Here is a 22,490-nt window from a genome sequence, read left to right as displayed (position 1 = left end):
GACCCGCTCCGGGTCAATTCAAGGAAGCCCCGGCCACGACGGCGGACCGGGTCGCACCACCGTAGCGCGCGCGGCACCGGTGGGTTGACCCAAGAGCGGTTCCGGGCACGGTGAGAAGTGCTGTTCGGGTCCCTCGGGTCAGCTGCCCGCGCCCGTACGGCCCCAATCCGGACCGGCCTGGGCCCACGCCAGGTCGAGCCGTGCGTACCGGCGTCGGTTGAGCATCCCGACCGCCAGCCGTCTGGCGGCCTCGACCAGAGCGGCGGCGAACGCGGCGGCCCCGATTCCCGCCAGCACGGCGTGCGTACGGGCGGTGGTGGGATCCGTCGGCCGCTTGGTGAGCTGTCCGCCGCGGTCGGTCCAGACCGGGAAGGTGTCGCCTGCCCGGACCGTGGCCGGCGCCGAGCGGACGGTCTCGGTGTGCCGACTCCCGTCCGGCGCAGTCCACTTGGCGATCACCGGCCGGCCGCTCTCGCGCTCGGCCGAGGTCTCGGGGTCGTACATGACACGGGCGGGAGCCGTGGTGAGGCGGACCACCAGCGCCTGCGTGCGGTGCCGGTCCTCGTGCTGGGTACGGATCGTCCGCCGGAACGCCTCGTCGGTCGCCGTGCCAGAGATCCAGCCAATCACCGGGACGGCGAGGAACATCAGGACGAGCGCGCCGAGCGCGACCCACGCCTCGACGAGATCGGTCCTTCTTCGCAGCGGGTTGTGCCGCCAGCGCCGGAGCCCCACGACCGCTCGCATCGCGCCGCACCCCTTCCGTCTTCCGTCCGTTCCCCTGTCCGTCATAGCCCCATGGAGCCCGGCTCACGCACAAAAGGGCGGAAGGGAGAGCGAAATCACCCCTGGGTTCGACGGGTCGGACCGGCGGCGGTGTCAGTCCGTGAACACCCTCACCACGTCTCCCACCTGCACCGTACCGGTGTTCTCGGGCACCAGCTTCTGCCCGAAGACCAGCTTGCCGTCGATGCGGCGGTGCCGGGCGAGCGTACGCAGCGGTTCCTTGCCGCGCCCCGCCGTCCGCTGGTCGGTCGTGGTGATCACACAGCGTCCGCACGGCTTGGCGACGCGGAAGGTGACCTCGCCCACGGTGATCCGGCGCCATCCGTCCTCCGCCCAGGGGGCGGTCCCGGCCACGACGAGATTGGGCCGGAAGCGGTCCATCGGCAGGGGCCCCTCGTCGGCGTGGTCGCCCTGCGCCACCAGGGAGTTGAGGGCGTCGAAGGAGGAGACGGTGACGACGAGCAAGGGATGGCTGTCGGCGAAGGCGACGGTGTCCCCGGGGCGGGCGTAGGCCGGATCGACCGGCCGGGCACTCGCCGGTTCCCCCATGTGTGCCAGCCGGACCTTTACCCCGAGGTGGCGGCTGAACCAGTCGCTCGCCCGCGCATCGGCGAGCGAGGCGTCGACCTTGGTCCCGAAGATGTCCACCACGACGTCGTGCACGTCGGCGGGTGGCTCGGCCTCCGCCGGATCGACGCCAACACCTGTTCCCCGCACGGCTGTTCGCGGGCCGGCCGGCCGCGGTTCGGTTGTTCGCGGGCCGCCTCGTGGCGCGGCTGTCCGGGCGCCGCCCGTTCTGGGGCGTGCGACCTCCACCGGCTCCAGGCCGGGCGCGCGCAGCACGAGCCCGCCGTCCCGCAGCGGCTCGGCGCGGGCCAGCGCGAGCCGGGGCGACTCGCGCTGTGTGACAGCGGTGCCCGACTCGTCGATCAGCGTCCACCGGCGGTCTCCCGCCAGACCCCAGGGCTCCACGACCGCGCTGTCCGCGGTGAAACCTCCCACCGACTTCACCGGATGGACGCGCAGGGCGTGCAGGACTGGAGTGAGCGGCTGAGACATACGGCCATCCTGCCAGGGAGCCCCCACTCCCTCCGCCCGTACCGGTGAGCCGCTCGCGCAGGTCCTCCCGGAGCCCCCGGTGTCAGTAACCCCGGCTCTGGTACGGGCGGTTGTACGGGTCGTCGTACTGCACCGGCGCGGGCGCCGGACGCGGTGAGGCGGGGCGCATCGCCTCGTACCCCGTCGCCGACCCCGGTCGCTGCTGCGGCGGGCGGGGCTGCTGGGGACGCGGCTGCTGTTGCTGCTGTTGGGGTGGATAGGGCTGGGCGCCCTGGTAGCCGCGAGGCGGCGCCTGCTGCGGAACATAGGGCGCCGGGGCGTGCTGGAGCGGCACGGGGTGCTGCGCAGGCTGCGGCTGGTAGCCGCCGTAGGACGGCGTGGGCTGCGAAGGAGCCGCCGGAAGTGCGGGAAGCGCCGAAGGCAGCGCCGGCAGATAGCTGTTGCTCTGGTGGCTGCTGCCGGTGTCGTAGGCGGAAGGCACTCGGATCGGGGCGATCTGAGGCATGCCCCGCTCCGCGACCAGGGAGTCGTAGATCGGGGTGTCCGGGAACGACGGCGCGGTGTAGTAACCGCCGCCGTAGGTGGCGCGGGGGGAGGTCATGGAACATAAGTTAAGCCCACGATGTGCCGGTTGGGGAGTCCGATAAGGGGGTTGTTTCCGGCGGTGTGGGCGACTTCGGATCCCCAATGCGAGCGAACTTGGGAAAATCGGTCGTCCGGCAGCGTAGTGATCGTGTAAAGGGCAAGCTCCGGAGGGGTTACTCGTCGGTCGTCGGGGGCGCGACGGCTGTTTCAGCGATTAGGTTTGGCGCGACGGAAAACTTTCGGTCACCCGACTCTCGATGGGGGCGAGCATGTCCATGCTTAAAGGAGCCAATGTTCCGGTGTCGGCACCGGGTGTGCGTGTCGAATTGGGATGGCGTTCGTCGCCGGGGACCCCGGATGTCGACGCGTCGGCTCTTCTGCTGAAGGCGGGAAAGGTCCGCTCGGACGCGGACTTCGTTTTCTACAACCAGTCCGCGCACGCCTCGGGCGCGGTGCGCTACGACGGAAAAGGCACAGGTCCCGGCACGGTGACGGACACCCTCTCCGTCGATCTGGCCCGTGTGGAGGCCGACATCGAGCGGATCGTCGTCGCCGCGTCGGCGGACGGCGGCAACTTCGGCCGGGTGCCCGGACTCTACGTACGTGTCCTCGACGCGGCGTCGGGCGCCGAGATCGCGCGCTACGACAGCCAGGACGCGACCATCGAGACGGCGTTCGTGCTCGGTGAGCTCTACCGGCGCCAGGGCGCCTGGAAGTTCCGCTCGGTCGGCCAGGGCTACAGCAGCGGACTGGAGGGCCTCGCGACGGACTTCGGCATCAGTGTGGACGAGCCTCAGCAGGCGGCGGCCCCGGCGCCGATGACCCCCGCGCCGCCCGCCCCGGTCGCGGCCCCCGCCCCGCCCGTGCACACGCCCGCCGCACCGCCGGCGCCGCCCGCGCCCCCGGCCCCCGCTCCCGTACGGCTCACCAAGGTCACGCTCACCAAGGACGCTCCGTCCGTCTCGCTGTCCAAGCAGGGCGGCAACTCCGGTGAGATGCGCGTCAATCTCAGCTGGCAGGTGCGCAAGCAGTTCAAGGGCTGGGGCGCCAAGCTGGGCCGTGCCGTCGCCATGCACGGCGACCTCGACCTCGACCTGTGCGCGCTCTACGAACTGACCGACGGCCGCAAAGGCGTCGTCCAGGCACTCGGTAATGCCTTCGGGGCGCTCCACCAGCCGCCGTTCATCCATCTCGACGGTGACGACCGCACCGGCGGTTCGGCCAACGGCGAGAATCTCAGCATCAACCTCGACCACAAGAACCAACTGCGCCGTGTCGTCATCTTCGTGACGATCTACGAAGGGGCGCGCAGTTTCGCCGATCTCGACGCGACGGTCACACTCCAGCCGCGGAACGGGGCGGCGATCGACTTCTCCCTCGGCGAGTGCACGGTTCCCTCGACGGTCTGCGCGCTCGCATTGATCACCAATACCGGCTCCGATCTGCTGGTCCAGCGCGAAGCGCGTTTTCTCGTACCCGAACGCGGAGTCAGCCCCCAGCGCACCATCGACTACGCGTACGGCTGGGGCATGAACTGGACACCCGGCCGGAAGTGACCCCTCCGCCGGCTCCGTCCCCGGCCACCGCGGCCGGGCTCAACGCTCCGGTGCGGCCTGCGGACGGGCGTAGGTACGCCCCTTCCAGGCCGCACCGTGGCCCCGGTAGTGCCGCACGGCCGAGTCGACGGTCATCAGGAGGTAGAGCAGGGCGGTGACGGGCAGCAGGGGAGCGAGCCAGAGCGACTGCCGGTAGTACCGCAGCACCGGTACGTACGTCCCCGCCATCACCGCCCACGCCCCGCCGCCCAGCAGACCGGCGGACGTGTCACCGCCCGCCAGGCCCGCGTACACCGCCACGGGCGGCGCCAGATAGATGACCGCGAGGCCGGTCACGGTGCCGATGAGCAGCAGCGGGTTGTGCAGGAGCTGGGCGTACGCGCTGCGCGCCACCATCCGCCACAGATCGGTCAGTCTCGGATACGGCCGCACGCTGTCCACCCGCTCCGCGAGACCGAGCCAGATCCGTCCCCCGGCCTTCCGCACCGCACGGGCCAGCGACACGTCGTCGATCACGGCCTGCCGGATGGAGTCGGGGATCCGCGCCCGCTCGGCGGCCCCGGTCCGCAGCAGTACGCACCCGCCGGCCGCCGCCGCCGTACGCGCCCCCGCCTTGTTGACCCGGCGGAACGGATACAGCTGCGAGAAGAAGTAGACGAAGGCGGGCACGATCAGCCGCTCCCACGCGGTCGCCACCCGCAGCCGGGCCATCTGCGAGACCAGGTCGAGACCGTTCGTCGTCGCGGCGGCCACCAACTCGCGGAGACTGTCCGGCTCGTGCGCGATGTCGGCATCGGTGAGGAGGAGGTAGTCGGGCCGCTCCGCCCGCGCCAGTTCGATGCCATGACGCAGCGCCCACAGCTTCCCCGTCCAGCCCGGCGCCGGCTCGGGCGGCGAGAGAACCGTCAGCGGCAGCCCGCCCAGCCGGTCGGCCAGCTCCCTGGCCAGCGCGCCCGTACCGTCGGTGCTGGAATCGTCGACGAGGAAGATCTCCGCCCGCCCCGGATAGTCCTGCGCCAGCAGCGACGGCAGACTCACCGGCAGCATGTCCGCCTCGTCGCGCGCGGGCACGACCAGTGCGACCGACGGCCAAACCGGCGGAGCCTCACGCGGCGGCAGCCGCTGATCCGTACGCCAGAAGAAACCCTGACCCAGCAACAGAAAGCCCCAGGCGGCCAGCGAGACCGCGGCGATCCAGGCAATGGCGCTCATTCGCCGCAGTCTGCCCCAGATCGGCGGGACCGCAAGGCCCGTCGTCTAAGGTGACCGGGTGAAGATCGCGCTGATGGACTCCGGCATCGGGCTGCTCGCCGCCGCCGCCGCAATGCGTCGGCTCCGGCCGGACGCGGGTCTCGTACTCTCCTTTGATCCCGCCGGCATGCCGTGGGGGCCGCGTACCCCCGACGACGTCGTCGCGCGTGCGCTCACGGTGGCCCGCGCCGCCGCCGCGCACCGGCCCGACGCGCTGATCGTCGCCTGCAACACCGCCTCGGTGCACGCCCTGCCCGCGCTGCGCGCCGCCCTGGAGCCGGGTCTCCCCGTCATCGGCACGGTCCCCGCGATCAAGCCGGCGGCGGCCCGGGGCCTGCCCATCGCGATCTGGGCCACCCCGGCCACCACGGGCAGCCCCTACCAGCGCGACCTCATCCGTACCTTCGCCGCCTCCGTCGACGTCACCGAGGTGCCGTGCCCGGGTCTCGCCGACGCGGTGGAGCACGCGGACGAGGCGGGCATCGCCGCCGCCGTCGCCGCGGCGGCGCTGCGCACACCCGGCGAGGTGAGGACCGTCGTCCTGGGCTGCACCCACTACGAACTCGTCGGTGAACGCATCCGCGCGGCCCTTCGGCGGCCCGGTCTGGCGGATGTCGCGCTCCACGGCTCGGCCGAGGCCGTCGCGGCGCAGGCGCTGCGCCGGCTCGGCGACATACCGGCCCCCGGGGACACCGCGGAGCCCGGTGACCTCACCGTCCTGCACAGTGGCCGGCCCTCCGCGCTGCCCGACCCGGCCCTGACCTACGCGGAGGGCCGCCTGCTCGCCGCCGTCACCCACGCGCACTAGAACCGGCGCCCGCTGTTGTCGGCGCGCGGGTGGGGGCGCCGGCGGTGATCTGTTGCCGGAGTCACTCATTCCGGACCCCGTCGGGGCGGTGCTCACCGGGCGGATCGTGAGTACGCTGCACCCATGACGGAGCACCCCCGGCGAGGGGGGCCTGGCACAGAGCCCCTCCCCGAAACCTGGACCGGCCGAGCGACCAACCGTTTTCAGTGGCTGTTCGCCGTCGTGGGCGCGGCCTGCCTCGCGCTCGGTATCGAGCTGGCGATCCAATCCTCCTGGGCCACCGGCGTCGTCGCCCTGGCCGCGTCGGTGGTCGGCTGTGTGGCCGCCGGACTGCTGATCCTCTTCGGCACGCTGGCCTTCGTGCACGTACACGTCAAGGTCGATCACGAGCACCTGGAAGTGCGCTGCGGCCACGTCGGACTGCCACGCCGCCGTATCCCGCTCGCCCAGGTGACGGGCGCGGACTTCGCGCCCAGTGTCACACCCCGCCAGTGGGGCGGCTGGGGCTACCGCTGGCGGCCCGAGCAGGGCACGGCCGTGGTGGTACGGCGCGGCGAGGGCGTCGTGCTGAGCCTCGGCGACGGCAGGACGTTCACGGTGACGGTCGACGACGCCGAGGCGGCGGTCGGCGTCATCCGCGACCGGCTCCGCGCGGCGGCCACCGGGAAGGCGCGCCCGGCCAAGCAGGGTTTCGGCCCGGCCGGGGTCTGAGAGCCCGGCGAGATCCCCGCTGGGGCGTATCCGGAATGCAGGCGCCGTCCGCCGGCGGGGCGGGGCCTGCGGCGGCCGGTGCGTCCCACGGCGGAGGACCGGCGTGGTGGACGGACCGGCCGTACCCGGCCGACTCTCGACTGAGCAGGGGACGCGCCGCCTCCCGTGAAGGCGCCGGGAACCCGTCCCGCACCGCCCCCGCACCCCGGCCGGACTGCCGTCTTCCGGCGGCGCCACCGTAGACTCCGCCGGGTGAGCACCACCATCACCCCCGTCGAACCCACCGAGCCCGCCCCCGCGCCCGGTGGCAGCCGATGGCCGCGCCGGTTCGTACGGCCCGGCGCCGCGGCACTGTCCGGGCTGCTGCTCTTCGCGAGCTTCCCGCCCCGCCCACTCTGGTGGCTGGCGCTGCCAGGATTCGCCCTGCTCGGCTGGACCCTGCGGGGCCGGCGCCCGCGCGCCGGATTCGGTCTCGGCTTCCTCGCCGGTCTCGGCTTCCTGCTGCCGCTGCTGAAGTGGACGGGCGAAGAGGTCGGCCCGCTGCCGTGGGTGGCGCTTGCCGCCGTGTCCGCGCTGTTCATCGGCGTCGTCGGGACGGGGATCGCGGCCGTGTCGCGGCTTCCCGCGTGGCCGGTGTTCGCCGCCGCCGTATGGATCCTCGGCGAGGCCGCGCGCGCCCGGGTGCCGTTCGGCGGCTTCCCCTGGGGCAAGATCGCCTTCGGCCAGGCGGACGGCGTGTTCCTGCCGCTGGCGGCGGTGGGCGGCACGCCGGTACTGGGTTTCGCCGTCGTGCTGTGCGGCTTCGGTCTGTACGAGGCCGTCCGTCTGGTCCTCGCCCGCCGAGCCGACGCCGCCGCCGCGCCCACCCCCTCGGCCGAGGCCGACATCGACGCCGACCGCCCCGCCGAGGGCACGACGCGGCCGGTGCCGCGCGCCGCCGTGGCCGTCGCCGCGCTGTCCGTGCTCGTCCCCGTCGTGGGCGCCCTCGCCGCGCTGCCCCTCGTGGACGACTCCGCAGAGGACGGCACCGCGACCGTCGCGGCGATCCAGGGCAACGTCCCGCGCCTGGGGCTCGACTTCAACGCCCAGCGCCGCCAAGTGCTCGACAACCACGCCGACCGCACCGAACAGCTCGCCGCCGACGTCAAGGCCGGCAAGGAGCCGAAGCCCGACTTCGTCCTGTGGCCCGAGAACTCCTCGGACCTCGACCCCTACCGCAACGGTGACGCCCGCCTCGTCATCGACGACGCGGTCAAGGCGATCGGCGTGCCGACGGTGGTCGGCTCCGTGCTCTCGCCCGACACCGGCAAACTGCGCAACTCACTGATCAAGTGGGATCCCGAGCGCGGGCCCGTCGCGACGTACGACAAGCGGCATGTCCAGCCGTTCGGCGAGTACATCCCGATGCGCTCCTTCGTACGGATCTTCAGCTCCGACGTCGACCGGGTGCGACGCGACTTCGGACCGGGCGACAAGGTCGGCGTGTTCGACCTCGCGGGCACCAAGGTCGGTCTCGCCACCTGCTACGAGGCCGCCTTCGACTGGGCGGTGCGCGACACCGTCACCCACGGGGCGCAGCTCATCACCGTACCGAGCAACAACGCCACGTTCGGGCGCAGCGAGATGACCTACCAGCAGCTCGCGATGTCCCGCGTACGGGCCGTCGAGCACAGCCGGGCCGTCGTCGTCCCCGTCACCAGCGGCGTCAGCGCGATGATCATGCCCGACGGCGAGGTCGTCGACGAGTCGAAGATGTTCACCCCGGACGCCCTGGTCCGTGAGATGCCGCTGCGCTCCTCGCGGACACCCGCCACCACGATGGGCACGCTGCCCGAGGCGCTGCTGGTCGCCGTCGCCGTCGGCGGTCTCGGCTGGGTGGGCGCGCGCACCGTACGTGCCCGCCGACGGCCCGCCTCCGACGACATGAGCTGATGCCGGCGCATAGGGTCGTGGCATGGGAACGCCAGACTTCATCCGCGAGATCCGTGCCACCGCCGGGCACCAGTTGCTGCTGCTGCCGGGAATCAGCGCGGTCGTCTTCGACGACGACGGCCGAGTGCTGCTGGGCAGACGCGCCGACACCGGCAACTGGTCGGTCATCGGCGGGATCTCGGAGCCGGGGGAGCAGCCCGCGGTGACGGCGGAGCGCGAGGTGTACGAGGAGACCGCCGTGCGCTGCACGGCGGAGCGGATCGTGCTCGTCCAGGCGCTGCCGCGGCCCGTCACCTACCCCAACGGGGACCAGTGCCAGTACCTGGACATCACGGTGCGCTGCCGCGCGACCGGCGGGGAGGCCAGGGTCAACGACGACGAGTCCCTGGAGGTCGGCTGGTTCTCCGTGGACGCGCTGCCCGAGCTGCGGGAGTTCGCCCGCTTCCGTATCAAGCAGTCACTCGCGGACGAACCCACCTGGTTCGACCGGGGCACGGGGACCGACTGAGAATCCCCGCAACTCCGCGACCACGTCCTCGCGTGTCACTGGAGCGCGTGGACCGCCGCCGTGAAGACCGCCGGGAGCCGGGCCGCGGCGGGCACGATCAGGCGCGCCGCCCGCGGGCTCCGGGTGACGCTCAACAGGCCTTCGGTGAGCACCCGGTGACGCCTCGTCAGTTTCGACCAGGCCGCCGGATACATCCCCGGACGCCCCTCGGCCAGCGCGCGCACCGCCGCCCCCGCCGTCGACAGGGCCAGGGCGACCCCCTCGCCGGTCAGCGCGTCCACATACCCGGCGGCGTCGCCGACCAGCAGCACCCGGCCGGCCAGCGGACGGCTCACCCGCTGCCGCAGCGGGCCCGCGCCCCGTACACCGCTTGCCGCGCGTTCACCCAGCAATGGCGCCAACTCCGGGAAGCGGGCCAGGTGTTCGGCGTAGCCACACCGCTCGCGACTCAGCACCGCCACACCCACGAGAGCGTCCCCCAAAGGCGTCACATACGCCTCGCCGTGCCGCGACCAGTGGACCTCCACGAAGTCCGACCACGGCGCGACACGGAAGTGCCGCCGCAGACCGTAGCGGGCCGGCGCGCGGTCCGGCAGATCCAGACCGAGGGCCCGGCGGATCGGCGAGTGCAGCCCGTCGGCGGCGATCAGCCACCGCGCGGTCCTGCCCCCGGCGACGACCCGGTCCGCGCCCTGCCACACCTCACCGACCTTGCCCCGGACCGTCTCCACCCCGAGCGCGTCCGCCCGTCGCCGCAGCGCGGCGTGCAGTTCCGTACGGCGCACTCCGAGCCCCGTGCCGTCCCGGAACCACGCCTCGGCGTCCCGCGCACCGTCCCGGTAGCGGATACCGCGCAGTTCGCGCCCCGACACCTCGACGCCCATGGCGCTCAGCGCCGCCACGCCCCCCGGCATGATGCCCTCCCCGCACGCCTTGTCGACCGGGGCGGTGCGCGGCTCCACCACCACGGCCCGCAGCCCGGCCCGCGCGGCGTGGATCCCGGCGGCGAGACCGGCGGGGCCGCCACCGGCGATCAGTACGTCGATCACGCGGGCACGCCGGCCGTCGTACCGGCGGGGGCGACGGCGAGTGCCGCGTTCTCGCACCGGATCCGAACCACCATGAGGACGGCGTTGAGGCCGGTGAAGACGACGGCCGTCACCCACGCCCCGTGCACCAGCGGCAGTGCCAGGCCCTCCGCGACGACGGCGACATAGTTCGGGTGGCGCAGCAGACGGTAGGGGCCGCCGGACACCAGCGGCAGGCCGGGCACGACGATCACCCGTGTGTTCCAGCGCGGCCCCAGCGTCCGGATGCACCACCAGCGCAGTCCCTGCGCCGCGACGACGACTCCCGCCATCGTCCAGCCGAACGCGGGCACGAACTCCCTCCCGGCCAGGGCCGTTTCGCAGAGCGCGCCCGCCAGCAGAGCGGTGTGCAGGGCCACCATCGCCGGGTAGTGCCCGCGCCCGCTCTCGGTACCACCGCGCTCCAGACTCCAGCGGGCGCCCCGCCGGGCGACGACGAGTTCGACGATCCGCTCAGCCGCGACAGCGAGCACCAGGGCCGTGTACCACCACATGTCGTTCTCCAACTCACCAGCGGATCAGTACGAGTTCGCAGCAGAATCCGGGGCCCATCGCGATCATCAGGCCGGGGCTGCCCGGCTCAGGGGCGGACCGGGCGAGGGTGTCCCGCAGCACGTGCAGGACCGATGACGACGACAGATTCCCCACCTCGGACAGCGAGCGCCAGGTGACGTCGAGGGCGCCCTCGGGCAGGGCGAGCGACTCGCTCACGGCCTCCAGCACCTTCGGGCCGCCCGGGTGGCAGACCCACCCGGTGATGTCGCCGGGCGTCAGCCCGTGCTCCGCGAGGAACGCGCGTACGTCGTCGGCGAGAAAGCGGCGGACGACGTCGGGCACCGAGGGATCGAGGACGACCCGGAAGCCGGAACCCGTGATGGACCAGCCCATCACATGGCCGGTGTCCGGGTACATCCTGCTGCGTGTGGCGACGATCGAGGGGCCGGCCACCGTCGGAGCCCCGCCGGCCGACGGGCCCGACCCGCCCGACGTACCCGAGGGCGCGGGAAAACGCTCGCCCACCGCCACCAGAGCCGCTGCCCCGTCCCCGAACAGCCCGCTCGCCACCAGATTCGCCATCGACGCGTCGTCGCGCTGGAAGGTGAGCGAGCACAGCTCGACCGACAGCAGCACCGCCACCTGTTCGGGCCAGCCGCGCAGATAGTCGTGGAGCCTCGCGACGCCCGCCGCGCCCGCGACACAGCCGAGACCGAAGACCGGCACCCGTTTCACATCCGGGCGCAGTCCGAGCCGTCCGACGAGACGCGCGTCCACGGAGGGGGCGGCCACGCCGGTGACGGAGGTGAACAGCAGCAGATCCACGTCCTCGGGCCGCAGCCCCGCCGTACGGAGCGCTCCGCGCACCGCGTCGGCGCCCAGATCCCCCGCGACCTCGATGAAGACGTCGTTTGCGGAGCCGAACCCGTCGATCTTGGCGTAGTCGTCCAGCGGCAGGGCCATGTGGCGCGAGCGGACCCCCGAGCTCGCGTGCAGCCGGTCCAGTACGCGCCGGTCGGCCCCGGCCGGCAGACAGGTGCGCGCCACCATGTCGGTGATCTCGGACTGGGGATGGCGGTACGGAGCCAGGACGCCCTGAACGGCGGCGATTCGGGTCATCGATTCCAGCCTGGTGATGTCATAACCGGTCCAACACCCGTAGGACGGAATGAGACACCGTAAGTCGCCCGTCCGGCTGCCACGCCGACGGAGCCGGCGCGCCTACGATCGGCGCGTGGACGCCGAAGTGGACCCGGGGACGAATACACGCGAGGCGGGGGCCGGCTGCGCCCCGACCCCGCGCAGCGCACCACGACCGGGCGCGTTCGTGTGGGCCCTGGCACTGTCCTGCCACCCCGGACCGGTGGTCGCCGTCACCACGCTCACCCTCGCGCTCGCCGTCACCGCGGGCCACGGCGCGGGCCGTTGTCTGCTGCTCACCGCCGCGGTGCTGACCGGTCAGCTCTCCGTGGGCTGGTGCAACGACGCGTACGACGCCCGGCGCGATATCGCCACCGGCCGTCGTGACAAGCCCGTCGCCGCCGGGAAGGTCGGCGAAGGGACGGTATGGGCCGGGGCGTTCGGCGCGCTCGCCCTCTGTGTGCCTCTCTCACTGGCCTGCGGGGTGCTCGCCGGCACCGCGCACCTGATCGCGGTCGCCGCGGCCTGGGCGTACAACCTGCGGCTGAAGGCCACCGCGCTGTCCTGGCTGCCGTACGCGATCGGATTCGCGAGCCTGCCCGCGCTCGTCTCACTGAGTCTGCCCGGCAGCCCCTGGCCCCTCTGGTGGGCCGCCGGCGCGGGCGCGCTGCTCGGTGTGGGGGCGCACCTCGCGGACGTCCTGCCCGACATCCGGGCCGATCTGGCCAACGGAGTACGAGGGCTCCCGCACCGATTCGGCGCCACCGGCACGCGGTTGCTGCTCCCCGTCCCGCTGGTCGCCGCGTCGGTGGTGCTGACGCTGGGCCCGCAGGGCCCTCCCGGCGCGGGCGCCGTGTTCGTCCCGCCGGCCGCCGGAGCGATCGCCGTCACAGCTCTGGTGGTCGGCCGCCGCCGGGAGAAGGCGCCGTTCGTCGGAGCGGTGGCGGTGGCGGCGCTGGACGTGGGGCTGTTGATGGCACACGGAACCGGTGTCAGCTGAGTCCCGATCCCTCAGCCGTCGTCCCGGCCGTCATCGCAGCCCTGCTGTCCGTGCCGGCCCCGCTCGCCGGCCGCGTCGGCGCCCTGGCTCCGGACATCCTTGTCCGCACGACCGCGGTGACGTCCGTCCCCGTTGCCGCTCTGCCCGCGCTCGGCCGGCCCGACTCGCGCGCGCCGGCATGCCGTCCGCCACCGCGCTCCGGGGACTCCACGGACTTTGCCGACCCCGTCGGACCCGTCGACCCGACAGTGTTCCGGCGTACGGACGTCGACCCGGCGGGCGGGGCGGTCGCCCGGCCCTCGCCCACGACCGGAAGGGACTTGGGGCTGTCCGGCGCGGTGTCGGTCGACCAGTTCTGGAGTGTGGACTCGTCGCGGACCTTGGACACGACGGACGTACCGGCCGTGGGAGTCGTCGGCACGACGGCCAGCGAGTCGTCCCACCGGGGGATCACATGCCCCTGGACCGTCAGGTCGTAGCGCACGTCGGCGGCGTTCGGGGCGGCGGAATCGGTGCACGGCCACAGGACGAGGGAGCCGTCGACCGTATGGGAGTTGAGGCAGAGTTCGCTCTCGGCGCCGTTGCGCAGCAGGCCGTCCTCCTCGTAGAGCCACTGCTGGGTCTGCGCGGAAGACGAGCAGATGGCCAGCGTCGCCTCGGACCCGGCTCGGGGGCGGGTGTCCCGCAGATCGAGGCAGAGATCGGCGTCCGCGCTGCGCAACGCCGTGCGCACGGCACCCGGCGGAAGTCCGGCGGAGCCGGTCGGCGGCTCCTGGCCGGGGCCGGCGACGCCCTGTGAACCCGGGTCGGGGGACACCGTGCCGCTCTCCGAGCCGATGGGCGCGGCCGGGCCCATCGCCTCGCCGCCACCGTCGTCGGCGGTGAGACCGGAGACGGTCATGGCGAGCAGGCCGACGGTCATGAGGCCGAGGCCACTGAGCAGTACGGTCCTCGGTCTGCCGGGGGTGGTCATCACACGCTTGCCCAGGACCGTGACACGGGGCAGCACGCGCGGGCGTCCGCCCAGCGAGTGGCGTCCGCCGCGGCCTCCTCCCGCGCCTCCCGCCGCCCAGGCGGCGCCGCGCCGGCCCGGCCGGGAGTCGAGATAGCGCCCGGCGTGCGGACCGAGGAGCGCCTCGGCGAGCAGCACGGCCGCCCGCCCCTCGAAGTGGACGAACTGCTCGGTGGCGTGACCGCAGTGCTCGCAGACCACCAGATGCTGCTGGATGTCCGGGAGCAAAGCACCGCCGCGGCGCAGTGACACGTCCAGCAGCCGGTTGTAGTGACGGCATTCCTTGTCCGGCGCGAGTTGGATATGCGCGCGTACACAGCCGGACCGGAAGAGTTCATGTGCGTGTCGCAGTTCGGCGAGCGCGCTTTCCGGGTCGATGCCGAGCAGACCGGCCGGTACGGTTATGGGCTCCGCCTCGACCTCGGTATGCCAGAGCAGGCAGCGCGCGGACGCGGGCATTGCCTGGAATGCGTGGAAGGCGAGGCGCCGATTCTCCGGCGGGTCCGTCTCCCCGGTGCCTCCCGGGGCGGGGGCCGCGGGCGGTACGTGGTGCTCCCATACGTTGTCGGCCTGCTGTCCCCCGGCCGCCCAGACGGCGGCCGTATGACGCGCCGTCATAAGGAATTGGGGCCGCAGGGCGGGGACGGGACCGCAGCGGCGCAGGGCGTCCAGGACCTTGCCGAAGGCGGCGGTGGCGAGCGTGGAGGCGGCGTCCGCCGAGGGGGAGCGGATCTCGGCGTAGTCGAGCAGGGCCTGCCAGTGCCGGGCGAGCAACAGCGCGGTGGCGTGGTCCTCTTCGTCGCTGTCGCGGGTCCTCAGCGCGGCGACGAGATCCGCGTCCGAGCCTTCGGAGCGGGGTTCCGGCCGGCCGGCCGGAGGGAGCGGGGTGGTTCTGGACGTACGAGGATCCTGCACGGAGGTCCTGCCTTCCAGGGCACTGAGTGGGGGGTGTCCAGTCCCTTGACGCGTGTGTGGCGGCAGTGATTTTCGGCCGACTGAAAGGGGGGTGGTCCGATTGGTGCGTACCTTGTGGACGGTGTGGCGCCTCCAGGAAAGCGACCCGTGGGTGGAGAACGGGGGAGAGCGGTCGACAACGACGGCCGCCGAGCCTTTTCCGGGCGCTCGGCTGTCGCCGAATCGAACGGTTGAGCGCTCTCGGCATTGCTGCCGACTGAGCGCGTTCACCATTGCACAGCCCGTGCGGGTGAAACAAGAGATCTCCAACTGCGGCTATTCTGCGCGCCGTTGAAGAACGGGTTGGGCAATGATTCGTACCGCCGCGATCCAATTCCGGTCATGGGAAATACTGCGGGTAACCGGCGAATGGGGTCGCCGAGAAGGCCCGCGAGGGCACGTGCGACAGCCGAATGTTCGCAGTCGCACCGCGTCGGCAACTCTACGGCCGACGGCGGGTCCCGGTCGACCTGGGAGCCCCTTCCCGCCCGGCCGGACGCCCGGCTGCGCCCCGGTTCCGCGACCATTCGCAGGCCGGTGGTCCAGGTCCTGTCTGCGAACTGGCGTCTGGCTCACGACGCCTGGCACGCACGCCCGCTGCGTGTCGGACTCGCTCAAGTACGCCCAGTCCATCCACCACACCGATCCTCCGTCCTGCGATCGCACGCACCAGACGCCGTGAGCCCCGCCCTGCGGGCGGACGACGCCAGTTTGCAGACAGGACCTAGACGGGTGGCGGTGCGGCGAGCCAGTCGGCCACGGCCCCGGCGATCGGCTGCCGGGTCTCCAGCTCCACGAAGCCGAACTGGCCGCCCTGGTTGCATTCGAGAAACCACCAGGTGCCGTCGGCGTCCTCGGCGAAGTCGAACGCCCCGTAGGCGAGCCGGGCGACGCGCAGATAGCCGTACACGGCGCGGGTGATGCGCTCGGGCACCTCGACGGGCTCCCAGCGGTGGCCGGTCTCGCCGTACCGGCCGTCCACCTGATCGGGTGTCGCCGCCTTGCGGGCGGCGAACAACTGGTGTCCGACGCAGGTGAGCCGGATGTCGGCCCGCTTGGATATGTAGCGCTGGAGCAGGGTGGGGCCGGCGGCGACCGACTCGAAGTCGGCGCCGGCGCCCACCCGGGTGGTCGGCAGTGAGACCGGCGGGTCACCGGGGGGCGGGCCGGTGATCGACTTGACCACGATGTCCCGGTGTTCGGCGGCGAACAGCCGGGCGATGCGCGGGAAGGTGGTGACGAGGGTGGGCGGTACGGCGAACCCGCTCTGGTGCGCGACCCGCAACTGCCAGGGCTTGAGCCGCGCCTGGGCCGCCGCCTGCGGATGGTTCATCCAGCGCGCCGTCGTGGAGTACAGCATGCCGAAGAACGCGTGCGCGGACTCGGCGGTGAGCCACGCCGAGGGGTTGGGCGCGTGGGCCGCGCTCGCGCCCGGTCGGCGCACCCATATCGAGCGCAGCCCGTCCATGCCCAACAGGCGTCCGCCCGCGGACAGATGACCGCGGAAGTCGCCGCTGACGTACTCGGCGGACATCGACGCCTCGCCCGGCAGATCGGCGGGGTCGAAGCGCACCAGCGGCGTGCCGCGCCGGTGCAGCTCGGCCACGACCATGTCCGCGGTGACGTCCTGCTCGGCGGTCAGGATCAGCACAGTCATCGGGTAACCAGGGCGGTCAGTCGTCGAAGTGCGTCTTGGAGCCGGCCGTCGAGGTCGTCGACCCGGCGGCCAGCAGCAGTGCGCGATCGGCTATCGCGGGACGTCCGTCCGGCAGGACGTTCAGCTGGAGCGTGGAGTCGTAGGTGAAAGGTCCGACGACCGGTGAGTTCTCCGCCGGAAAAGCGTAGTTCAGCGCGAACGGTCGCATGATTCTCCTCCACTGCCCCACGAGTGTGTTTCAGTCACAGAGGTAACAATACGTGGCGAAGATGTAATGGTCTCAGCACGGAAAGTCACAAATGATGATCCGTCAGGCGTAGTCGGCTCCGCCGTCCCCCGGACCTGCGAGGACGGGGCCGGTGACGTGGCGGCGATGCCGTCCGAAGTCCTCAAGTCCGTTGTCGAGAAACCGAGTTCGGTCTCCCTTCGGGGCCGGTATTGGGACATCCTGTCCGGATTCCGCCATCGGCCCTCACTTCCGGAGGCGGTGGATGTGAAAGGCGTGGAGGGTGTCGCGGGCGCTCGCGGGGGTGCCCGGACGCCGGACGGCCGGGGCGGGGAAGACCCCTGCCCCGGCCGCCGCCGGTCACCGGCGTCCGGTCGCCGGACCTGTCTCAGAAGGTGAAGACGGTGCCCCTGCCCCCGTCCATGGCGCACGAATTGGAGAAGGTGTGGGCGTAGTCGACGCGCCGTCCCTCCCAGACGCCGTCGGCCGTCACCGTGACCGGCTCCCACTCCTTGGTGCAGACGCGGTTCGTCGCCGACGCGGTGATCGCGTCGAACTTGGCGCCGTTCTTCTTGAGTTCGGCGCACGCCGTGACCGCGTCGGGGTGACTGCCCGACGGGCTGGGCGCGCAACTGAGAGTGACCGCGCGCCGCACCGTCCCCGTCTTGTGGTCGGCACCGTCCGTGACGGTCAGCACCAGCGCCGACGGCGCGTACGGACTCCCCTCTCTGTCGGGAGCGGTGCCGGTCGAGACCGGCACGCCTCCGATGGCTGGCTCTCCGGTGGCAGCCTCCGAGGCTCCGGTGCCTCCGGTGGGCGAGCCCCCGGACGGCAGGGCGGCGCCGGCCGTTCCGGCGAAGGACAGGCTACTGAGGGCCAGTACCGCTCCACAGGCCGCAGCCCTTGCGATGCTCCGCATTTCGAACACTCCCTGGGTCGATGTCTCGGACAACGGACGTGAGTCTTGCTCACGCCAGGGGTGCTTCGCCCGCTCCGTGACCAGTTTTGGTCGCTCCGCGTGTCGCATCGATCGCACTGTGTGTCCATGGCGGCCCGGTCCGGGCCTGTGCGGGGTGAGCGGTGAGATGGGCCGGAACTGATTGATTCGCAGTCGGAATCAATGGTTGAGGTTTGATTTTAAGGCTCAAAAACTTGTGAACCTTTGGTTATGTGATCGTCAGCGACGTAGGAGCAACTCGGTGTTGCGCGCGTCCTTCAGCCCCGCCAGGTCCCGGCGGCTCCCCGGCGCGTTGAGCGCGAGCTCCCGGTAGAGCGACGCCAGACCCGGCTGGGAGAGATCCGTGAGATCGGTCTCGCGCGGCGCCGCCGACTCGATCAGCGTGGTGAACAGCGAGAGCGTGCCGTCCTTGTTGTCCGCGATCTCGAAGACCCGCGCGAGCTGCGGGAAGTCGATGTGCGAAGCGGTGGAGATCTCCCAGAACGAACCGTGCGGCAGTACCACGTTGCGGTGGCTGTGCCCGTTGATCCAGGCCACCGCGCAGCGGTGGCGCCGCAGCAGCGCCACTACCTCGTCGCCGTCGTGCCGTGCCTCGCCGGGCCGGGCGGGGTCGGGCCGCTCGTTGCCCATCGTCCAGCTGTTGTGGTGCGTGAACAGGACCACGTACCCGTCGCGGTGCTCCTTCAGGGTCCGCTCCAGCAGGTCGAGCTGCGACGTGCCGAGCGAACCGGTGAAGTGCCCGCCGTGGTCGGTGGTGTCGAGGCTGATCCCGGTGACGTTCTCACCCATGGAGAAGGTGTAGTCGAGACTCGCCCCGGCCAGATTGTCCCGCGTGTAGCCGTGGCCGACCGGCCCCGCCCCGGTGTTTGCGGGGTTCAGATGCGCCGAGAGGTACTGCAGTGGGGTGAACGGCGCGCGGCGGGGATCGGCGGTGACCGTCCGCATGCGCCGCTTCTCGCGGCGCAGCAGCGCGATCAGGGCGCCGCCGTCGGCGGTGTCGCCCCGGGAGATCCGTGCCAGGAGCGTCGCCGCGTCCGGGTCCGGGATGTCGTACAACTTGCGGTCGCCGACGGCGAATTCGGCGAGGAAGCCGGTCCGGTCGGCGTACGCGCCGCTGGTGATGCCGTCGTGGTTGCCGGCGGTCGAGTACCAGGGGAGCGCCAGGCCCGGACTGCGCAGCGGGCGCAGGGCCGCTTCGAGGAATCCGTCGATACGGGGGTAGCCCAGACGCTTGTCGGAGTCGGGCGCGCCGTCCTGCGGGTGCCAGTACATCCGCAGGCCCGAGTTCTGCACGCCCTCGTAGGCCTCACGGTCGCCGCTGTTGGGAGTGACGAGGCCGCCGCTCATCAGGGTGAGGTACCAGTCGAGTTCGCACAGCGAGTTGTTGTCGGTGTTGTCGCCGGTCGTCATGGCGAAGGTGAGCGGCGCGCCGGTCGCCGGTCCGGTCCCGAGCGCGTTGACCTGCTCGATGAGCGATACGGCTCCGGCCACCGACAGCGCCTCGTGGGGGCGCCAGGCGCCGGACGACTGGCTGCGTACGTACTCGGTGCGCACCGGGTGCTGGACGTCCGTCACATGGAGGTCGGTGAGCTGGACGAAGGAGCTGAGTACCGTACGGCGGTCCTCGCGGCCGGACTTGGCGGAAGCGAACTGTTCCCGTACGACCCTGCGCCAGCCGGGCCCGTCCCCGAGCCGCCGGAAGGTGGCGCTCAGGTCGCGCGGCGTGGCGAGCGAGTGGAGCGTGGTGCGTCCGGCCGACGGGCCGGTGGGGGCCGGGGCGGGTGCGGGGGTGGTGGCCGGTGTGCGGGCGCCGGGCACCGTGGGCGCGGGCGCGGCGGAGGCGCTGCCGGAGCCGCCACCCGTACCGACCGCCAGGCCGATCCCGGTCGACAGGCTCACGGCGCCGGCTGCGGCGAGGAAGGAACGGCGGTCGACAGCGGTGACCGCGGAGCGGATGCGTGACATGGTGCGCTCTCCCCGAGTGCGTACGTCGCGACAGCGAGACGCCGGGGTTGAGGTCCCGGCCCACCGCTGATGCTGGGCACCCGGCGTGGCCCGCGTATGAACGAGGCCGCAACGGCCGACGCCGATCACCGCACAGGGATCACTCGCAACCGCAAACGTTCTCCCGCCCCCCTCGCGGCGTCCGGGACGCGCTCACCCGCCGTTCACCGGACGGGGAAGCGACGCTGTCCACGGCGCTGCGGGGTCCCTGCCGGGGCCGTCCAGAACTCGTGCCCGAAAGCGCTTTCCCAGTTTGTAAGACGTGTTGACGAATTAATGAGCGCGCGTCAGCATCGCCACCACTTGTTCGAAGTGCCGAACGCACTTCTGCCGAGCCCTGCACCCGGGAGTAAGCGCCGCATGTCCACCCGAACCGCACCGCTGCCCGTGCGTAACCCAGGAACCGGCGAACTGCTGGGCGAGATCGAGGACTTCGGCCCGGAGCGCGTCACCGTCGCCGAGCTGATCGAGGCCGAGGCCGACGACCTGGCACGCCTGCTCGCCGCCGAGAACGGCAAGCCCTTCTTTTCAGACGATGGAGGAAGTGCGCGCCGCTGTCCGGATATTTCACGGCTTCGCCGGGGAGGCCACCCGCCTCTTCGGCCGGCAGATCCCGCTCGGCGCCGTCCCCGGCCTGGAGAAGCACCTGGCCGTCACCGTCCGCGAGCCACTCGGCCCGGTCGCCGCGCTGGTGCCCTTCAACTACCCGGTCGAGCTGTACGCCCACAAGGCGACGGCCGCACTCGCCGCCGGCAACGCCGTCCTCGTCCACCCGCCCGCCCGCTGTCCGCTCGCCGTGCTGCGGATCGGCGAACTCGTCGAGCGGGCGGGCGCGCCCGAAGGCGCGCACCGGGTGATCACCGGAGGCGTGCGCGTCTCCCAGGAACTCGCCTCGCGCCCCGGCGTCGCCGCCGTCAGCCTCACCGGCAGCACCACCGCCGGACGGGAGATCGCCCGCCGCGCCGCCGACACCCTGAAGAAGGTCCACCTCGAACTCGGCGGCAACGACGCCCTCATCGTCTGCGACGACGCGGACGTCGAAGCCGCGGCCGACGCCGTCGTCCTCGGCAGACTCGCCCGCGGCAACGGCCAGATCTGCTGCGCCGTCAAACGCGTCTACGTCCAGGACGGCGTGCACGACAGCTTCGTCGAGGCGCTGCTGGCGGGCGCGGCCGAACTCAGCGTCGGCGACCAGTTGGTGGATGGCAACGACGTCGGCCCGTTGATCAGCGAGGAGGCGGCCGAACGCGTCGAGTCGGTACGCCCTGACGGCACTGCTCCGCGGCGCCCTCTCCTGCCGCTCTCGCTCGGGTCCGCGAACGCGGCCCCGGACGACGGGACGGCGACGGCGGCGGACCGGCCGGCCGAGCCCCCGAAGCAGTCCAAGGCACCGGCCTGGAAGCTGCTCCACTCGGAGAACTTCGCCAAGCCGCTGGACCCCGCGGGCGCGCCCTGGACCCGTGAGACGTACAGCCGGCCGTTCGACACCATCATGGAGGACAACGGCAAGTGGTACGCCAACGACTACGGGCCCGCGCGGAACACCGCCTTCGACTCCTTCGCCACCTACCGCAAGGAGTTCAAGGTCGGTGACGGCGGCTGGCTCACCGCGTCGCTCTCCGCGCGCGACTGGGACAAGGACGGCCGGATCGAGAAGCCGCCGTCCATCACCAACGGCACGGCGGCCGGCGGGACGGTCGCCGAGCTGAAGGTCCCCGATCACACCGGCGGCGCCGTCTTCCGTCCGACGAAGGCCCTGCCGGACCAGTACCGCATCGAGTACAAGCTCAAGACACTCGACTTCGGCGGCAAGCGCAACGGCACCATCGACTACGACAACCGCGTCAACGGTTACAGCAAGGACGGCTGCAAGACCCAGCACCCCTGGGGCGAGGGGTCGAACAGCCCGGGCTGGGAAGGGGACGCGTCGGCGCCGTACTGCGAGTGGCAGGACGTGCGCGAGGGCAACTACGGGTACAACGGATTCCACTATCTGTCGATCGTGGACTTTCAGAACCCCGCGCCGCGCAACAACCACTTCTGGCACTACCGCCGCAAGGTCCTGATGGACTCCTTCGCCCAGCACCCCGACCGGGTCGGCTCGGGCACCGGCGGCCGGGTCTGCAACTCGGGCAACGACACGTACTACGACTACAAGGACAGCAGCTTCAGCACGGTCAACATGTGGATCAGCGGACTGCCCAACTGGACCCCCGGCAAGGGCGGTCTCGCGGGCAACTCGCAGTGGTCCATGACCAGTTGCTTGGACGGGGTCACCGAGCAGCAGCTCTCGTCCGCGGCCGAGCTCCAGCCCGAGTTGATGCCCGACCAGGACTACGTCTTCGCGATCGAACGCGACGCCACCGGCTACACGCTGGAGGCCAGCGGCAACTTCGCCCGCGCAGGACAGCAGACACTGCGCTTCCACCGGCCGTTCGTCGTCGACGACAAGCCGATCTGGCACTACAACGTCAAGCCGGGCGAGTACGACGGGCGTTACAACAACACCCTCGTGCAGAACGACCACAACGGCAGCTCCAGCTGGCCCGACCAGTGGCCCGCGGGATCGGCCTATCCCGACTCCTTCGTCATCGGAGACCTCTACACGAACGTGTACGGGGGCAGCGCGAGCCTGACCGACATCAAGATGTTCGTCCCCAAGGGGAAGAAGAAGTGACTCCGTAGGGAGTGTTTCGCGCGGCAGGGGGCACATGCCTCTTCGACCCGAGCCTGCGGCATCCCCCGCCGCAGTGTTCCAAC

19 protein-coding genes are annotated in these 22,490 nt (G+C 71.8%); 7 read left to right on the top strand and 12 right to left on the bottom strand.

Annotation, left to right across the window (positions count from 1 at the left end; genetic code table 11):
* Positions 1 to 138 precede the first annotated feature (138 nt).
* From SSPS47_RS02390 to SSPS47_RS02380, 3 genes are all read right to left on the bottom strand, one after another.
* A complete protein-coding gene (locus SSPS47_RS02390) occupies positions 139 to 747 on the bottom strand; it encodes a hypothetical protein (RefSeq protein ID WP_164248341.1) in 609 nt (202 codons plus the stop codon).
* Between the two features lie 132 nt (positions 748 to 879).
* Entirely contained in the window at positions 880 to 1,845 is a 966-nt protein-coding gene (locus SSPS47_RS02385; RefSeq protein WP_164248339.1) for an MOSC N-terminal beta barrel domain-containing protein, read from the bottom strand.
* An 82-nt stretch (positions 1,846 to 1,927) separates the two neighbouring features.
* Entirely contained in the window at positions 1,928 to 2,446 is a 519-nt protein-coding gene (locus tag SSPS47_RS02380) for a DUF6643 family protein (protein ID WP_164248337.1), read from the bottom strand.
* A 241-nt stretch (positions 2,447 to 2,687) separates the two neighbouring features.
* Here SSPS47_RS02380 and SSPS47_RS02375 point away from each other — a divergent pair, with 241 nt between their 5' ends.
* Positions 2,688 to 3,986 (top strand): TerD family protein, encoded by a 1,299-nt coding sequence (locus SSPS47_RS02375; protein ID WP_164248335.1) that lies wholly within the window; start codon positions 2,688 to 2,690, stop codon positions 3,984 to 3,986.
* 39 nt (positions 3,987 to 4,025) lie between these two features.
* Here the strand turns inward: SSPS47_RS02375 and SSPS47_RS02370 are convergent, their stop codons facing one another.
* The gene (locus tag SSPS47_RS02370) at positions 4,026 to 5,198 is read right to left on the bottom strand and encodes a glycosyltransferase (RefSeq protein WP_164248333.1); all 1,173 of its coding nucleotides are present in this window, start codon (positions 5,196 to 5,198) and stop codon (positions 4,026 to 4,028) included.
* Positions 5,199 to 5,256: 58 nt separating this feature from the next.
* Between SSPS47_RS02370 and SSPS47_RS02365 the strand changes: the two genes are divergently transcribed.
* The 4 genes from SSPS47_RS02365 (at position 5,257) to SSPS47_RS02350 (ending at position 9,196) form a co-directional block, all read left to right on the top strand.
* Positions 5,257 to 6,045 carry an aspartate/glutamate racemase family protein gene (locus tag SSPS47_RS02365; protein WP_203557764.1) on the top strand — a complete coding sequence of 263 codons (789 nt, stop codon included), beginning with the start codon at positions 5,257 to 5,259 and terminating at the stop codon, positions 6,043 to 6,045.
* 123 nt (positions 6,046 to 6,168) lie between these two features.
* Positions 6,169 to 6,756 carry a hypothetical protein gene (locus SSPS47_RS02360; RefSeq protein ID WP_164248331.1) on the top strand — a complete coding sequence of 196 codons (588 nt, stop codon included), beginning with the start codon at positions 6,169 to 6,171 and terminating at the stop codon, positions 6,754 to 6,756.
* A 252-nt stretch (positions 6,757 to 7,008) separates the two neighbouring features.
* Positions 7,009 to 8,688, top strand: coding sequence for an apolipoprotein N-acyltransferase (lnt, locus tag SSPS47_RS02355; RefSeq protein WP_164248329.1), 1,680 nt, complete (start codon positions 7,009 to 7,011; stop codon positions 8,686 to 8,688).
* Positions 8,689 to 8,710: 22 nt separating this feature from the next.
* Positions 8,711 to 9,196 (top strand): NUDIX domain-containing protein, encoded by a 486-nt coding sequence (locus SSPS47_RS02350; protein ID WP_147875699.1) that lies wholly within the window; start codon positions 8,711 to 8,713, stop codon positions 9,194 to 9,196.
* Between the two features lie 35 nt (positions 9,197 to 9,231).
* On the opposite strand, the gene SSPS47_RS02345 is transcribed toward SSPS47_RS02350, so the two are convergent.
* Genes SSPS47_RS02345 through SSPS47_RS02335 form a run of 3 tightly spaced genes read right to left on the bottom strand, consistent with a single transcriptional unit; the run spans position 9,232 to position 11,898 of the window.
* Positions 9,232 to 10,245: an NAD(P)/FAD-dependent oxidoreductase gene (locus tag SSPS47_RS02345; protein ID WP_164248328.1), complete on the bottom strand. Its 1,014-nt coding sequence runs from the start codon at positions 10,243 to 10,245 to the stop codon at positions 9,232 to 9,234.
* A complete protein-coding gene (locus SSPS47_RS02340; RefSeq protein ID WP_164248326.1) occupies positions 10,242 to 10,778 on the bottom strand; it encodes an isoprenylcysteine carboxyl methyltransferase family protein in 537 nt (178 codons plus the stop codon). The genes SSPS47_RS02345 and SSPS47_RS02340 overlap by 4 nt, the downstream gene beginning before the upstream one ends.
* Before the next feature lie 13 nt (positions 10,779 to 10,791).
* Entirely contained in the window at positions 10,792 to 11,898 is a 1,107-nt protein-coding gene (locus SSPS47_RS02335) for a 3-oxoacyl-[acyl-carrier-protein] synthase III C-terminal domain-containing protein (protein ID WP_164248324.1), read from the bottom strand.
* 208 nt (positions 11,899 to 12,106) lie between these two features.
* Here SSPS47_RS02335 and SSPS47_RS02330 point away from each other — a divergent pair, with 208 nt between their 5' ends.
* Positions 12,107 to 12,919 carry a UbiA family prenyltransferase gene (locus SSPS47_RS02330; protein ID WP_239065204.1) on the top strand — a complete coding sequence of 271 codons (813 nt, stop codon included), beginning with the start codon at positions 12,107 to 12,109 and terminating at the stop codon, positions 12,917 to 12,919.
* Here SSPS47_RS02330 and SSPS47_RS02325 read toward each other — a convergent pair.
* The 5 genes from SSPS47_RS02325 to SSPS47_RS02305 all read right to left on the bottom strand — a co-directional run bounded on the left by SSPS47_RS02325 (position 12,912) and on the right by SSPS47_RS02305 (position 19,691).
* Positions 12,912 to 14,846 (bottom strand): RICIN domain-containing protein, encoded by a 1,935-nt coding sequence (locus SSPS47_RS02325; protein ID WP_164248320.1) that lies wholly within the window; start codon positions 14,844 to 14,846, stop codon positions 12,912 to 12,914. The two genes, SSPS47_RS02330 and SSPS47_RS02325, sit on opposite strands and share 8 nt — an antisense overlap.
* Before the next feature lie 763 nt (positions 14,847 to 15,609).
* Positions 15,610 to 16,542, bottom strand: a complete 933-nt coding sequence (tgmB, locus tag SSPS47_RS02320; RefSeq protein ID WP_164248319.1) for an ATP-grasp ribosomal peptide maturase — start codon at positions 16,540 to 16,542, stop codon at positions 15,610 to 15,612.
* A 16-nt stretch (positions 16,543 to 16,558) separates the two neighbouring features.
* Complete coding sequence (gene tgmA / locus SSPS47_RS02315; protein ID WP_147875692.1) at positions 16,559 to 16,750, bottom strand: putative ATP-grasp-modified RiPP; 192 nt, start codon at positions 16,748 to 16,750, stop codon at positions 16,559 to 16,561.
* Between the two features lie 406 nt (positions 16,751 to 17,156).
* Positions 17,157 to 17,687, bottom strand: a complete 531-nt coding sequence (locus tag SSPS47_RS02310) for a subtilase-type protease inhibitor (RefSeq protein WP_164248317.1) — start codon at positions 17,685 to 17,687, stop codon at positions 17,157 to 17,159.
* 258 nt (positions 17,688 to 17,945) lie between these two features.
* On the bottom strand, positions 17,946 to 19,691 hold the full coding sequence (locus SSPS47_RS02305; RefSeq protein ID WP_164248315.1) for a TIGR03767 family metallophosphoesterase: 1,746 nt from the start codon (positions 19,689 to 19,691) through the stop codon (positions 17,946 to 17,948).
* A 583-nt stretch (positions 19,692 to 20,274) separates the two neighbouring features.
* Here SSPS47_RS02305 and SSPS47_RS35140 point away from each other — a divergent pair.
* The gene (locus SSPS47_RS35140; protein WP_239064741.1) at positions 20,275 to 22,407 is read left to right on the top strand and encodes an aldehyde dehydrogenase family protein; all 2,133 of its coding nucleotides are present in this window, start codon (positions 20,275 to 20,277) and stop codon (positions 22,405 to 22,407) included.
* Positions 22,408 to 22,490 lie beyond the last annotated feature (83 nt).

This window comes from Streptomyces sp. S4.7, from assembly GCF_010384365.1.
GTDB lineage: Bacteria > Actinomycetota > Actinomycetes > Streptomycetales > Streptomycetaceae > Streptomyces.
Note: the sequence above shows the minus strand (reverse complement) of the source record. Positions and strands in the feature narration are given on the sequence as shown.